The following is a 13,279-nucleotide window of genomic DNA, read 5'->3' as shown; positions in this document are numbered from 1 at the left end:
ATACAGGAGAAATCCATTAATTCATCCGTCTTTATCTGCGTTTATCTGCGTTTATCTGCGGTCAATAATTTTTAAAATCCTATTCTATTCTCATCCTAAATTGGTATTATATATCGCATTAAAACCCAATTGCAAATTATTAAAAGTAAACAATAAATATGATTAGAGAAATAGGTAAAGTTTATCTTGTTGGTGCAGGACCTGGAGATGTAGAATATTTAACCGTTAAAGCCTATCGGCTGTTAGCATCTGCCCAGGTATTGGTGTACGATGCTTTAGTTGATAGTCAATTATTAGATTGTGTCCCTGTTGATTGCCTAAAAATAGATGTTGGTAAACGGGGAGGTAAACCCAGCACTTCCCAAGCGGAAATCAACGCTTTATTGGTAAAATATTGTTTAGAAAAAAAACAAGTTATCAGATTAAAATCGGGAGATCCTTTGATATTTGGGCGCTGTATTTTAGAAATTGCCGCTTTAAAAAATGCAGGTTGTGAATTTGAAATCGTTCCGGGAATTTCTTCTGCCTTAGCTGCACCATTATTAGCAAAGATTCCCCTCACCGATAACGTTCTTAGTCGTTGTTTTGCAGTTTGTACAGCCCATGAACCAGAAACTTTAAACTGGGAAGCATTAGCAAGCTTAGAAACCTTAGTAATTTTGATGGGGGGAAAAAATTTACCAGAAATAATCCAGCAACTGATAAAATATAGAAAACCTCATTCTACACCCATTGCTATTATCCGTTGGGCTGGAACACCCAGTCAAGAAATCTGGACAGGAGAACTGGGAAATATCCGCGAACAAACCGCTGGCTTATCTCTCTCTCCCGCAGTTATAGTTATTGGTGAAGTTGTGCGATTACGGGATTACCTGTAAGGAATTTCCATTTGTAAAATTATAGGTTGGATAGAACAAAGTGAACCCCCACTAAGTCTAGGAAATGTTGGGTTTCATTCTTCAACCCAACCTACAGATACTTCTTGACGCGAAACCAAAAATTATTAAGACACAAATTGAATGTCAACCGTGAATTATAATCTTTCTCCCCTTGCTGGTAAAACCATTTTAGTTACCCGTTCTGTGGGACAATCGCATCAATTTAGCGATCGCTTAACCTCCGCAGGTGCTAATGTGATAGAAATGCCAGCTTTAGAAATTGGACCCCCTAGCAATTGGGACGCTTTAGATCAGGCAATTTTGCATTTATCAACTTTTAATTGGCTAATTCTCACTTCTAGTAATGGTGTAGAATACTTTTTTGAGAGATTAGCAAAATCCGGTCAAGATAAAAATGCTTTATCAGGTGTGAAAATTGCTGTTGTTGGGGAAAAAACAGCCCAAAGTTTACAAAAACAAAATATTCAAGCTAACTTTATTCCTCCTAATTTTGTGGCTGATTCCTTAGTGGAAAACTTTCCCGAATCACTAATAGGTAAAAAGATATTATTTCCTAGAGTTGAAAGTGGTGGCAGAGAAGTATTAGTCAAGGAATTAACAGCCAAAGGTGCAGAAGTAATTGAAGTTCCCGCTTATGAATCTTGCTGTCCTCAAAGTATCCCTCCTGCGGCTGAATATGCCTTAGTTAATAATACTGTAGATGTTATTACTTTTGCCAGTTCTAAAACCGTCCTATTTTTCTCCCAATTAACAGCGCATATATTTACATACAATCCTGAAAATTTAGCCAGAGTTTGCATAGCTTCCATTGGTCCACAAACATCAAAAACCTGTCAAACTGTATTTGGGAGAGTAGATATTGAAGCAGAAGAATATACTTTAGAAGGTTTAACAAATGCCATAATTAAATTTTCTCATAACCAATAACTAATGACTAAGAATTTAATTGGTTTAACTGGTGGAATTGCGACAGGGAAAAGTACAGTTGCTAATTATTTAGCGACAACTTACAATTTGCCGATTTTAGATGCAGATATTTATGCGAGAGACGCGGTATCTGTCGGTTCTCCTATTTTGTCACAAATTGCCGAAAAATATGGTAGAGAAATCATATTAAGTGATGGTAATTTAAATAGAGCTAAATTAGGAGAAATTATTTTTAATCAACCGGAAGAACGTCATTGGGTAGAAAGGGTAATTCATCCTTATGTAAGAAATTGTTTTGATAAAGCTATTCAAAAATCATCTGCAAATACTTTAATTTTAGTGATTCCTTTATTATTTGAAGCTAATTTAGAAAATCTAGTTAATCAAATTTGGGTGGTATCTTGTTCACCACAACAGCAAGAACAGCGATTAATAGAACGGAATAATTTAACACCAGAACAAGCAGCAGCCAGAATTAATAGTCAATTACCTATTGCGGAAAAAATAGCTCGTGCTGATGTGGTTTTAGATAATTCTGGCAATTTAGAATCACTTTTACGACAAATAGATAAAGTTTTGTTGCAAGATTCGACACTTTTGTAAATAAAATAATTGATATATTCTTGCTTATAGATTAATGGAATATCAATAATTTTTACGTTTTTGTGATATCATTAGGGATGATTATAAAAAACAGTTCTGATAAAAAATGTGCAATTGCTGTGGCTTTACAATATACGCCCTTTGCTTGTGATATAGCGGTTATCATTCGGACGCAATACAATTGAGGGCGGGGAAACCCCTACAGGTTTTACGATTTGCTGATTGTATCTCACTCAAGTGCATACCGCTATATATTTTTTTATTGAAAATTAAATATTAGGAGACTATCGAGTTGGATTTAAGATATAAATATCTGGATGATATCAAAGATATCACTGATTGCCCACCAACAAGCTGTACAAATAAAAATATGACAGCTTTTAGGTTTGTATTTGAACCAAATACTGAAAATAACTGGAAAAATTTTTTACCATCGAAGAAAATTTCACCACAACGAACACTGCGAAACGATAAAGTAAAATGCTCTGGTTATGGACTATCTTTCTTTGATTCTGAGAATAATGCTAAAATGTTTTATGAGACCATGAGAGAACGTAATGATAATATTCATAAATCTATTGGCACACATTTAGCTAAGGTATCTATTGACCAAAATGATGGTGTAGTTACAGAAATTAATAATAGAGGACATTTTGATTTACATGAATATGAAAATACTAATTGGAGTAATAAATTTGAAATCATTGCTGTTTTATACAATCCAAGGTAAAGTGTGATGGAAAACGTATTAGGATGTCAGTTTAATCAATTCCCCCTAAATCTTACCTACATAGTTGATCTAAGCTATTTCGACGGTTCACTACTGTCAGTATTTAAAAATGAATATGGAGACTTTTATATTTATAATTGGTGTGATGTAGATGATCAATTCAATCGCTGGTCGGTTTTTAGAGTTAAGAGAAAATCATTAATAAAGTATTTAGAGGGTGAACTTAGTTTACGCGATTTAGTGTTATCACCAATTGATGGGTTTCAATATTTATTGGAAATTGATGATCATCTGGATGTTAAAAATATTTATGTTGTGCAGCCTCATAACTTGCCAGAATCATATATTCCTGGCAAAAATTCATATTATAATGACTTACAGTTAAATCCAGAATCCTTAGAGGAAGATAAAGAAATAATTAAACAAGAAATATATTCAAAAGATGAAGAAAAAATCAAATTACTCATAAGTTGATTGTAAAAATAGCTTCAGAACTTTCTTCTACGATAGCAGTTTTACGTTTTTGTGATAACATTAAATTAGACGCAAATTTAGTGCGGAGTAATTCTCATGATTATTGAGAATATTATCAATAATCTAACGAGTTCTGGTGATTTCAGCTAGGGGGCTTGACAGTGTTCTGAGTTTCGGGTATGCTTATGGTATTAGTGGGAAAGTCTGCGCCCATATATATAAGGTTTTTATTTATCAAGATAATTATTTCCCAAATAAATTCCAGAAGCAGGGAAATAAGAAAATAATATTTGTCCTCATAGCCAAAATACCAAGATGTTATTTTGTATCTCAGGATAAAGATGCAATTACAAGTTTAGATGTAGGAGAATTGACTGCTTATCAACAAGAATTGATTAATAGTGGGAGAATTAAACGAATTTATTTAGATGAATTACCACCGGGTTCAATTGGTATGGGGTTAATTGAGTCCAGATAGATAAGTAGGCTTATTTAATTGTCAGAATCAGGATATCCAGGATTTTAGGATTTTCAGGATGTTGCTTTGCGTTGAGGTTTTTTGGATGTGAGGATTTTTGTGATGTGGGGAATTTTTTGGATATTATTTGATTAATGATCAAAATTTTCAGTTCATAAACTATCTATTCTGCAAATAAAGCTTCTAAATCTTGACGACCATTTACGACTCTAAGAATTTCAATATTATTATCAACAACTTGATAAAAAATGATGTAACCATTTAAAGGAAGTCCACGCATTTCTTGTCTTATATATTCATAACTGCGTCCCATTTGAGGAAATAGCAGTAATTTTTCACACTTTTTTGTGAAATCTTGAAAGAGGATTTCTCCCGCTTCAATATTTCTGTTTAAAAAATATTCAGAAATGCTATCTAAATCTCGAATTGCTAGAGGTGAAATCAAACATTGATTCATTTTTTCTCCTCACGCGCATGACGAAATTTTGCCTGTATCTGTTCAACAACTGTTTCTAAAGGAACTCCTTCCCCTCGTTCTAATTCTGCTGCGGCTTCATTAACTTTAACTTTCACATCTTCTACCCAGTCTTCATATTCTCGTTGTTTTTCTTGTAAAAGTTGTAAAGCTTGATTAATGACTGCTTCAGCATTAGGAAATCTCCCTTGAGCTAACTGGTTTTGAATAAACTGTTCTTGTTCTGGTTTTAGGGTAATATTCATGGTCTATTTCCTATAACTGATAATTTTCATTATAAATGTAATTGTCTGAATCATGATGTCCAGGATTTTAAGATTTTCAGGATGTTGGTTTAAAGTATGATGATAAATTATGATTCCTAAATAAAATCTGCTAAACAACTACCTAATTTTAAATTTTCTATATTTTCAAAATCACTATCATAGGTAAATAAAATTAAATCATGTTGAATTGCTGTAGATGTAATCCAAATATCATTAGTAGGTATAGGGTTTCCTTTTTTTCTCAATTGAGAATAAATGAGAGCATAATATTCTGATGTTTTCTCATCTACCGGAAATATTTTGACTCTAGGAGATTGCATAAATTTATCTAATTCATAACGATTAATTTCTGGTTTATTTCCTAATGCAAAACCTCCTAGTAATTCTCCAAGGATGATAGAATTGATGGCAATAATATCTACATTTGCAATTATTGTAACTGCTTCATTTTGATTACGTTTAAAAGCAGTATAAGCATTAGTATCTAGTAAGATTGATTTTATTGCCATAACTTTTGATCAATTTCCTTAAATTGTTGCGTATTAAGTAAGAATTGAGTTTCATCTTTTTTTGTCCATGTTCCAGCAAGATAATCTAAATCATGGTAAGGATAGGAATTAGAAGGATGTTTTTCTGAAGTTTCCAAAGTTTCTGAATGTTTCATATTATTTATTTTACCACTAAATTCTTTTATCCATTGATAAAGGTTATTTAGTTCTTGTTCTGGTATTTTGTCAATGTCTCAGTAATTTTTTGCAATTCTTGAGAATGAGATTGTTGCCATGTTTGTAGGATCATAGTTTTGATAATGTGATTTTTCACAGATTTTATTTTAACATAATATTGTCAGAATCAGGATTTTCAGGATTTGAGGATTTTCAGGATGTTGTTGAATGATTCTTGGTGGGGAGTTGGTGATTTTTATTTGTCAGAATCAGGATTTTCAGGATGTTGTTGGATGATTGTTTTTTGGAAGTTGGTGATTTTTATTTGTCTGAATCAGGATGTCCAGGATTTGACGATTTACAGGATGTTGTTGAATGATTTTTGGTGGGGAGTTGGTGATTTTTATTTGTCTGAATCAGGATGTCCAGGATTTGAGGATTTACAGGATGTTGTTGAATGATTTTTGGTGGGGAGTTGGTGATTTTTATTTGTCTGAATCAGGATGTCCAGGATTTGAGGATTTACAGGATGTTGTTGAATGATTTTTGGTGGGGAGTTGGTGATTTTTATTTGTCTGAATCAGGATGTCCAGGATTTGAGGATTTTCAGGATGTTGTTGAATGATTTTTGGTGGGGAGTTGGTGATTTTTATTTGTCTGAATCAGGATTTACAGGATTTGAGGATTTACAGGATGTTGTTGAATGATTTTTGGTGGGGAGTTGGTGATTTTTATTTGTCTGAATCAGGATTTACAGGATTTGAGGATTTACAGGATGTTGTTGAATGATTTTTGGTGGGGAGTTGGTGATTTTTATTTGTCTGAATCAGGATTTACAGGATTTGAGGATTTACAGGATGTTGTTGAATGATTTTTGGTGGGGAGTTGGTGATTTTTATTTGTCTGAATCAGGATTTACAGGATTTGAGGATTTTCAGGATGTTGTTGAATGATTTTTGGTGGGGAGTTGGTGATTTTTATTTGTCTGAATCAGGATGTCCAGGATTTGAGGATTTTCAGGATGTTGTTGAATGATTTTTGGTGGGGAGTTGGTGATTTTTCAGGATGTTTTTGAATGAATGATTATTTTTGAATAATTTAAACCATCTATAAATTACCATCCTGTTAATCCTTTAATCTTGGTTATCCTGATTCTGACAAATACAACTTTCATCACCAACAAACCATCTAAAAATTACCATCCTGTAAATCCTTTAATCCTGGAAATCCTGATTCTGACAATTGAGAATTTCAGATACCCGACAACTTTTAACAATCTTCTCATTTATCACATTAATTATCGCAGAAGTCGGGGATCTTTAGATACAAACTAACATCCTGTAAATCCTTTAATCCTGGATATCCTGATTCAGACTCAATAATTTTATGTAACCCTTAAATGCTACAGTTTACAAGTCTGGACGCGAGAGAAGAATATCCATAAAGAACAGGTTGAAATGATTCCCTCTTTATCAAACCAAAGCTCATACCAAGCACCAAACAAAAGCACACTACCTGGACCAAAAATAAACAGAGGGAGATTACCTTTTGGTTTTGTCTTGCTAAAAGTAATATTTTCGTATTCCTCAAACCATTTCCCTTCTTCCCTCCATCCTACTTTATCCGCGAAAGCGTCCCAGATTTTCTGGTCTGACTCTCTTGTTCCACCTACACATTGATAAATCTTTTTCTGTGCAGAAAAACCAAACTTTCCATCACTGTATTTTACCCACAAATTGTCAATTGTACAGAGGTCTTCACAGGAGAAATTATTAATATCTTCACAACTCAAAGGATTGTTTTCCCGTTTCGCAACCGCTAACATTACCCGCGCTGTTTCCTTATCTGCTTCCTTCCATTTCCCTGCTTTGAGTAAATCACGCAGTTTTCTGTAGTCCATTCCACAGGATGATTTTAATTGTACTTCTTGGTTTATTAAATCCAACATTTCCCGAAACTCCCACACTGTTTGGGGACGGTTTGCAGGTTCTAATTCCATCCCTTTGAGAATAGCAGCATTTACCTTGTGGCTAATCTGCGGATTAAATTTTTGCGGTGGTGATAATTTGACATCTTCCTCAGCGCGATAATTAGCAGGAATAGGAACTCTATTCGTTAATAAACTATATAATGTCGCAGCTAAAGCATAAACATCTGTATAATAACCAAAATCTCCACGCCGTTCATATTGTTCTATAGGTGCATAACCGAAGGTTATCATCGCAGTCATGCTTTTGATTTTACCAGGTTGAAATTCCCGCGCTAACCCAAAATCAATTAATACTGCTTCCTTGCTTTCCCGTCGCAACAAAATATTATTGGGTTTCACATCTCGGTGTAAAAGTTTCCGTTCATGAACACATTCTAAAGCTTGTCCGATTTGGTCAATGTAGCGCAAAGCTTCTGTTTCTGACAAGTAACCATTTTCAGCCGTGTAGTTTTCCGCATAAGCTGCTAAATCATCCCCGTCAATGTGTTCCATGACAATAGCCCAAAGTCCATCTTCGGGAAAATTGTCGTAAACTTGGACAATATGGGGATGATAGCATTTTGATAAATCTAAGGCTTCTTTTCTAAACTTCTTTTGTATTTCCGCAAAGTCTGGTTTTTCTCGTTGTTCTCGGTTCAGGGTTTTAATCACAACCAACCTGTTTTCTTCTGTATCTTCTGCTAAATAGGTTTCACCAAAGCCACCGCCACCGATCGCTCTTTTAATGATATACTGCCCGTTCTGTAGTGGGGTGTTAGGTGTCCAGGATTGCATATTGTCTGAATCAGGATTTAAGGATGTACAGGATTTAGATCCCCGACTTCTAGGATACGTCTTTGCGCGAAAATAAATTCTCAACGCAAACAACGAATAGCTTCTAATAACCCTCTAGCTTTATTGAGAGTTTCTTCATATTCCTTTTCTGGGTCAGAATCAGCCACCAAACCTGCACCAGCTTGGACAGTCACCGTCTGATTATGTAATACCATAGTTCTGATAGCGATCGCACTATTCAATTGTCCTTCAAAATCGTAATATCCATACACACCAGAATATACACCCCGGCGACTGGGTTCTAATTCATTAATAATTTCCATAGCGCGAATTTTAGGCGCACCGCTGACAGTCCCCGCAGGAAAGCACGCTTTGAGTAAATCCCATGCGGTTTTATCAGGTGCTAACTTACCCACTACATTACTCACAATGTGCATGACATGAGAGAAGCGTTCAACGATCATTAATTCATCCACCTTCACACTACCACTGCTGCACACCCGCCCTAAATCATTGCGTCCTAAATCTACTAGCATGACGTGTTCGGCGATTTCCTTGGGGTCTTGGAGTAAATCAGCGGCTAAGGCTGCATCTTCCTGGCTGGTTTTTCCTCTGGGTCTAGTTCCTGCTAGGGGACGGACTGTGGCGATTATTTCCCCTTCGTCATTGCATTCGGCTTTGACCATGACTTCGGGGCTAGAACCGATAATTTGCCAGTCTTGGAAGTTAAAATAAGCCATGTAAGGCGAAGGATTGATTTGCCGCAGAGAACGGTACAAAGCGAAGGGATTACCTGTATATTCTGTGGATAAGCGTTGTGAAATGACGACTTGGAAGATGTCACCAGCTTTAATATGTGCTTTGGCTTTTTCCACACTGGCGCAAAATTCTGGGCGGGTAAAGTTGCTGGTATAGTCCTCTATGCCCGCTTTAGGCTTGTTTCCAGGGGCTGTCCAAGTTAATTTGGTGTTTTCTGGTGATAGTGGTAAAGATAGCTTCCTGACCATTTCCTGAATGCGATCGCTCGCCTTTTGATATGCTACCTCTAACCCGGCTGGATCACGTAAATCTGCGTAGGCGATCGCCCAAATCTTCCGTTTTACCTGGTCAAAAATCAATAACTGGTCTACCTGCATCCATAATCCATCAGGGATATTGCGTTCATCTTGAGAATGAATTGGTACACGCGGCTCAATCCAATTTATTAATTCATAGCCCCAAAACCCAAATAAACCACCAATACCTGAAGGTAATTCTGGTAATTTTACTGGGTGATATGGTGCTAAACATTCAGATAAAACTGTAAACGGATCACCTGTAAAAACTTGTTGAGAGCCATCTCGATGGCTTTGGGTTGTTTTATCACCTCTTGCTTCCAAAATCCACAAAGGATCACAACCTAAGAAACTATAACGACCGACAGTTTCGCCACCTTCCACCGATTCCAGTAAAAAGCTATAAGGTTGATCCGCACAAACTTTATACCAAGCGGATACAGGTGTATCTAGGTCGGCTATCCATTCTTGATACAGTGGTACAAAATTACCTTGGGCAGTAAGCTTTTGAAATTGGTCGAAATCGGGGAAAATCATAAATAATTAAAAATTAACAGTTAAAAATTAAAAACGAATTTTTTGGAATGGGTAATTAGGCAAGTTTTTTCTTCTTCCCCATTACCCATTACCCATTACTAAGGATTAAGCATCGTGAGTAGCTTTACCGCTGAATTTGATTTGTGCCGGGTTGGGGTTTTGACCAATTCTGCGGGGTACGTGACGCACCATAGAACGTCCAGGGTTTACCTTTTCAGGGAAGACACCATCAGCAGGGTGAATAGCTGTGGTTTCGCCACTTGGTAAAATGCGGTAAACTTTATAATCAGTGATTTTGAATTTGCGAAGTTGCGCGCCTAAAGCAATACCGTACTCTTTGCGAGCAATGTAAAGGAGGTTTTCGCCTTTCACCATTTTAGCTGCGCCACCAGTGGGCATTTCAAAGACTTGCTCTTTAGGGCTTGTCCAGGTGATAGCGTACTTTTCTTCTACTTCTGCTTTTGTGAGTAGACCACCAGTGCTGCCACCAAAGATTGGAGTTTTTCCAGTCAAAGTTGCCATAAACTGTCTCTTGTAGGTTTTTACGGCATCCTAACATCGGATCTCGACTTATGTTGCGATCGCGTTATAGACTGTAACAGTTTTTAGTGTTTGGTGAGAAATTAGAGGACAGGTGATAGCAAACAGGTAATAACTACCACGATTGGTATATAAATACATAAATATGTTTATCTGCTACAATGCAATCTATAATATTAAAAACCGCATCTACAAAGGCAAAACCCACACTATGGCTAACGCCACGCTACGCTATCGGCAAGCTCAGTGACCGCCTGCATGGGTTTCAAATTCTTGATTTTTCTTTAGTCCACGTTCGCGTAGCGTTCCGCAGGAATAGGTGGACTTTGTTTGTATAGCTGCGGTTTCTAACCGCCAGGGCTAAATTGACTACCCTGCACGATAGGAATTGTAAAATGGAATTGACTGCCTTGATCCTTACCTGTGGATTCTGCCCAAATTTTCCCGTTCCAGCCATTGACAATTTGCCGACAAATTGCTAGACCCAAACCAGTTCCCCCGGTAGTCCGCCGTAATGCGCCCTCTTCTTGGTAAAAGCGGTCAAAAACTATTTCTAGGCGATTGGGTTCAATTCCTCGTCCTGTGTCCGCTACGGTGACTTCTAACATCTCCTGACCATTGCTAATGGCTTTAATAATAATTTGCCCAGAAGAGGGAGTAAATTTACAAGCATTATCTACAAGTTTAGCGATTACCTCCACTAACCAATCACCGTCAGCCCTGACTAAAGGTAAGTTGTCGGAAATTTGAGTTTTGATTTGTGGAATCTTTTCTTGGCTAGAGCGTGTTCGTAAGCGACTGAGGGCTAAATCTACACATTCTTGGATGGTTAATGATTCAGGATGCCATTCTACCCGACCGCTTTCTAGGTTGGAAAGGGTTAAAAAGTCTTGTACCAGTTTCCGCATTCTTTCGGAGTCAGCAAGGGCTGTACTGAGCATAACCTGTTGTAGTTCCCAGGGCATATCCGGTTCGGTGGCCAAGCTTTCTAGGCAAACTTGAATGGTAGATAGGGGAGTGCGGAGTTCATGACCGGTAATGGCAATTAAATTACTGCGGGTGCGGTCCAAGGCTTCTAGCTGTTGGTTGAGTTTTTCTAAATTGGCAAAAGATTCGGCTTGAATCAGGGCTACACCTATGTGAGTAGCGATCGCTTTCACTAAGTCTAACTCCCCTGGTTGCCATTCATGGGGAGGAAAATGGCAATCATGTAACTCGACAATTCCCAATAGTCGCCCTTGATATAATACCGGTTCGATCAACCAAGAACGCACACCAAACTGCCTGACAATGGACGATAAGGCTGGTGATTTCTTGACTTGATAGTCCCCCAAGGTATCAGCCACACATACCCCCTCAAGCTGTTGTAGCACCTGCTGAAATAGCGGATTATGTTCTAACTCCCAACTTTGACCCAGTACCGATGTGATATTAGAGTTCAAAAATTCATGTTCAATTATAGCTTTGGCATCTGTAGCTTGAGCGCGATAAATTAGGCAACGACAGGCTTCTAAGTGCTGTCCCAACTCTTGCGCGGCAACTTGGAGAATTTCTTGTGGATCGAGCGATCGCCTAATTGCTGTACTAATTGAATTTACCAACCGTTCTTTCCGGGCTTGAGCGGCGATCGAACGGTAGGCTTTATGCAGCTTATACTGACTAGCTTGCAGATATGTCACCAACCTCTGCACAAACGGGTCAGTATCAAGGTCACAAGCATACTCACGATCAGAATTGACCACTGACTGACCTGTTAATTTCCCAATCCCCAACCGACTGAACACTTCATCAACTTTCCCTGCTAAATCCGGCCGATACACCTGAATTCTCTCTAACAACAATTGGGCAGCTTTTAAACACACTCGTTTTTCCGATGTCCAAATCCCCTCAAATCTCCGCGCCGTATCCATATCCAAGTTAGGGATCATCTCTGGGATATGTTGATTTTTAGCCAAAGAACCCAAGCTTTCTCGACAGATTAAGCAAGTAGCATAATTATCAGCAACTACTAGCAAATGCCATTCTTGAGCTAAAGCATCATCAGGCTCAAAAGCGACCTTTTCATAATATCCTGAGCTATTAGCAAACTCCGTTTCCGGTGCAGATAATACATATATTTGATTACTTTTTTCCGCCAGTCGTTGATAGCGGTGGGCTTCTTGACGGTAAAATCGCTCTTTCTGAAAACTAGCAATAATCAGAGGACGATCCAAATTAGCAGCTAAAACCTGATCTTCCATAGCGTGGGAGAGCGCGGTTAGTGAAGCCTTAAAATATAACTGGGGTCGTAGATGGGGGAGTGAGTCTAGTAAATCACTCAATATGGAAGTGGAAATACTCATTAGTCATTAGTCGTTAGTCAGTGGTCACTGGTCATTAAACACATACAGCAATAGGCAATAGGCAAGAGGCAAGAGTAAAGAAGTTTTCAGAGATTTGAGTGAGATAGAATTAATTACACAATGTCATTGCGTAAGCGTTGCGTGGCGTTAGCCATATGGAACGAAGTGAAATCAAGCAATCGCAAGGGTTGTGATTGCTTCCCTTCCCTCGCAATGACTGTAAATATTTTTGTCCAATTACTTACGTTTCTTTACACAGTTTGGTTTTATTGTGTTCACCTACTTATATTATCTATTACCTATTGCCCTTATCCATTATCAGCAGCAAGAACATTGATCTATTTTCATGATTCCAATATAGCTTTGTTGGCAACTAACGCCAAAACACTATAACAGGGGCTAATGTATGATTCTAACAAACTCGCCCAAAAAATTGGTATTCTTAGAAACTAATATACTTAGTTTGAACTAGCCTAAAAAGATTGTTTATATTTGGTTTTGTCAATATAGTAATTCAGTTATTA

General features: G+C 37.4%; 16 protein-coding genes and 1 pseudogene. 9 read left to right on the top strand and 8 right to left on the bottom strand.

All coding sequences use genetic code 11. The features are described 5' to 3' along the window. Positions 1-158: 158 nt before the first annotated feature. The 5 genes and pseudogenes from cobA (at position 159) to IQ226_RS05690 (ending at position 4,111) form a co-directional block, all read left to right on the top strand. Positions 159-1,826 (top strand): annotated as a pseudogene (gene cobA / locus IQ226_RS05710) (uroporphyrinogen-III C-methyltransferase). 3 nt (positions 1,827-1,829) lie between these two features. After that, positions 1,830-2,429, top strand: coding sequence for a dephospho-CoA kinase (coaE, locus tag IQ226_RS05705; RefSeq protein WP_193893174.1), 600 nt, complete (start codon positions 1,830-1,832; stop codon positions 2,427-2,429). Positions 2,430-2,721: 292 nt separating this feature from the next. After that, a complete protein-coding gene (locus IQ226_RS05700; protein WP_193893172.1) occupies positions 2,722-3,159 on the top strand; it encodes a hypothetical protein in 438 nt (145 codons plus the stop codon). Positions 3,160-3,162: 3 nt separating this feature from the next. Then, entirely contained in the window at positions 3,163-3,633 is a 471-nt protein-coding gene (locus tag IQ226_RS05695; RefSeq protein WP_193893170.1) for a hypothetical protein, read from the top strand. A 136-nt stretch (positions 3,634-3,769) separates the two neighbouring features. After that, on the top strand, positions 3,770-4,111 hold the full coding sequence (locus IQ226_RS05690) for a hypothetical protein (RefSeq protein ID WP_193893260.1): 342 nt from the start codon (positions 3,770-3,772) through the stop codon (positions 4,109-4,111). Between the two features lie 163 nt (positions 4,112-4,274). Here the strand turns inward: IQ226_RS05690 and IQ226_RS05685 are convergent, their stop codons facing one another. The 4 genes from IQ226_RS05685 to IQ226_RS05670 all read right to left on the bottom strand — a co-directional run bounded on the left by IQ226_RS05685 (position 4,275) and on the right by IQ226_RS05670 (position 5,516). After that, positions 4,275-4,568, bottom strand: a complete 294-nt coding sequence (locus tag IQ226_RS05685; RefSeq protein ID WP_193893168.1) for a type II toxin-antitoxin system RelE/ParE family toxin — start codon at positions 4,566-4,568, stop codon at positions 4,275-4,277. After that, positions 4,565-4,831, bottom strand: a complete 267-nt coding sequence (locus IQ226_RS05680; RefSeq protein WP_096669790.1) for a type II toxin-antitoxin system ParD family antitoxin — start codon at positions 4,829-4,831, stop codon at positions 4,565-4,567. The genes IQ226_RS05685 and IQ226_RS05680 overlap by 4 nt, the downstream gene beginning before the upstream one ends. A 116-nt stretch (positions 4,832-4,947) precedes the next feature. Then, entirely contained in the window at positions 4,948-5,361 is a 414-nt protein-coding gene (locus tag IQ226_RS05675; protein WP_096669788.1) for a type II toxin-antitoxin system VapC family toxin, read from the bottom strand. Continuing rightward, the gene (locus tag IQ226_RS05670; RefSeq protein WP_228039266.1) at positions 5,352-5,516 is read right to left on the bottom strand and encodes a hypothetical protein; all 165 of its coding nucleotides are present in this window, start codon (positions 5,514-5,516) and stop codon (positions 5,352-5,354) included. Before IQ226_RS05670 ends, IQ226_RS05675 begins: the two co-directional genes overlap by 10 nt. A gap of 219 nt (positions 5,517-5,735) precedes the next feature. Here IQ226_RS05670 and IQ226_RS05665 point away from each other — a divergent pair, with 219 nt between their 5' ends. The 4 genes from IQ226_RS05665 to IQ226_RS05650 all read left to right on the top strand — a co-directional run bounded on the left by IQ226_RS05665 (position 5,736) and on the right by IQ226_RS05650 (position 6,552). After that, positions 5,736-5,978, top strand: coding sequence for a hypothetical protein (locus IQ226_RS05665; protein WP_193893165.1), 243 nt, complete (start codon positions 5,736-5,738; stop codon positions 5,976-5,978). 78 nt (positions 5,979-6,056) lie between these two features. Then, on the top strand, positions 6,057-6,224 hold the full coding sequence (locus IQ226_RS05660; protein ID WP_193893163.1) for a hypothetical protein: 168 nt from the start codon (positions 6,057-6,059) through the stop codon (positions 6,222-6,224). Continuing rightward, the gene (locus tag IQ226_RS05655) at positions 6,221-6,388 is read left to right on the top strand and encodes a hypothetical protein (RefSeq protein WP_193893160.1); all 168 of its coding nucleotides are present in this window, start codon (positions 6,221-6,223) and stop codon (positions 6,386-6,388) included. The genes IQ226_RS05660 and IQ226_RS05655 overlap by 4 nt, the downstream gene beginning before the upstream one ends. Beyond that, positions 6,385-6,552 carry a hypothetical protein gene (locus IQ226_RS05650; protein ID WP_193893158.1) on the top strand — a complete coding sequence of 56 codons (168 nt, stop codon included), beginning with the start codon at positions 6,385-6,387 and terminating at the stop codon, positions 6,550-6,552. Before IQ226_RS05655 ends, IQ226_RS05650 begins: the two co-directional genes overlap by 4 nt. 367 nt (positions 6,553-6,919) lie before the next feature. Here the strand turns inward: IQ226_RS05650 and IQ226_RS05645 are convergent, their stop codons facing one another. The 4 genes from IQ226_RS05645 to IQ226_RS05630 all read right to left on the bottom strand — a co-directional run bounded on the left by IQ226_RS05645 (position 6,920) and on the right by IQ226_RS05630 (position 12,755). Further along, a complete protein-coding gene (locus tag IQ226_RS05645) occupies positions 6,920-8,281 on the bottom strand; it encodes a serine/threonine-protein kinase (RefSeq protein ID WP_193893155.1) in 1,362 nt (453 codons plus the stop codon). Positions 8,282-8,361: 80 nt separating this feature from the next. Beyond that, on the bottom strand, positions 8,362-9,873 hold the full coding sequence (trpE, locus tag IQ226_RS05640; RefSeq protein ID WP_193893152.1) for an anthranilate synthase component I: 1,512 nt from the start codon (positions 9,871-9,873) through the stop codon (positions 8,362-8,364). 105 nt (positions 9,874-9,978) lie between these two features. Next, positions 9,979-10,395: a photosystem I reaction center subunit II PsaD gene (locus tag IQ226_RS05635; protein ID WP_193893151.1), complete on the bottom strand. Its 417-nt coding sequence runs from the start codon at positions 10,393-10,395 to the stop codon at positions 9,979-9,981. Positions 10,396-10,760: 365 nt separating this feature from the next. Next, positions 10,761-12,755 carry a DICT sensory domain-containing protein gene (locus tag IQ226_RS05630; RefSeq protein ID WP_193893147.1) on the bottom strand — a complete coding sequence of 665 codons (1,995 nt, stop codon included), beginning with the start codon at positions 12,753-12,755 and terminating at the stop codon, positions 10,761-10,763. Positions 12,756-13,279 lie beyond the last annotated feature (524 nt).

The sequence above is a fragment of the Dolichospermum sp. LEGE 00240 genome, assembly GCF_015207875.1.
GTDB lineage: Bacteria > Cyanobacteriota > Cyanobacteriia > Cyanobacteriales > Nostocaceae > Dolichospermum > Dolichospermum gracile.
This window is presented reverse-complemented; position numbering and strand designations above follow the sequence as displayed.

What these genes read in the sequence shown, in the direction of transcription:
- coaE (WP_193893174.1), top strand. Translation starts at nt 1,830, where the DNA reads ATGACTAAGAATTTAATTGGTTTAACTGGTGGAATTGCGACAGGGAAA.
- IQ226_RS05685 (WP_193893168.1), bottom strand. Translation starts at nt 4,568, where the DNA reads ATGAATCAATGTTTGATTTCACCTCTAGCAATTCGAGATTTAGATAGC.
- IQ226_RS05680 (WP_096669790.1), bottom strand. Translation starts at nt 4,831, where the DNA reads ATGAATATTACCCTAAAACCAGAACAAGAACAGTTTATTCAAAACCAG.
- IQ226_RS05675 (WP_096669788.1), bottom strand. Translation starts at nt 5,361, where the DNA reads ATGGCAATAAAATCAATCTTACTAGATACTAATGCTTATACTGCTTTT.
- IQ226_RS05670 (WP_228039266.1), bottom strand. Translation starts at nt 5,516, where the DNA reads ATGAAACATTCAGAAACTTTGGAAACTTCAGAAAAACATCCTTCTAAT.
- IQ226_RS05665 (WP_193893165.1), top strand. Translation starts at nt 5,736, where the DNA reads ATGTTGTTGAATGATTCTTGGTGGGGAGTTGGTGATTTTTATTTGTCA.
- IQ226_RS05660 (WP_193893163.1), top strand. Translation starts at nt 6,057, where the DNA reads ATGATTTTTGGTGGGGAGTTGGTGATTTTTATTTGTCTGAATCAGGAT.
- IQ226_RS05655 (WP_193893160.1), top strand. Translation starts at nt 6,221, where the DNA reads ATGATTTTTGGTGGGGAGTTGGTGATTTTTATTTGTCTGAATCAGGAT.
- IQ226_RS05650 (WP_193893158.1), top strand. Translation starts at nt 6,385, where the DNA reads ATGATTTTTGGTGGGGAGTTGGTGATTTTTATTTGTCTGAATCAGGAT.
- IQ226_RS05645 (WP_193893155.1), bottom strand. Translation starts at nt 8,281, where the DNA reads ATGCAATCCTGGACACCTAACACCCCACTACAGAACGGGCAGTATATC.
- trpE (WP_193893152.1), bottom strand. Translation starts at nt 9,873, where the DNA reads ATGATTTTCCCCGATTTCGACCAATTTCAAAAGCTTACTGCCCAAGGT.
- IQ226_RS05635 (WP_193893151.1), bottom strand. Translation starts at nt 10,395, where the DNA reads ATGGCAACTTTGACTGGAAAAACTCCAATCTTTGGTGGCAGCACTGGT.
- IQ226_RS05630 (WP_193893147.1), bottom strand. Translation starts at nt 12,755, where the DNA reads ATGAGTATTTCCACTTCCATATTGAGTGATTTACTAGACTCACTCCCC.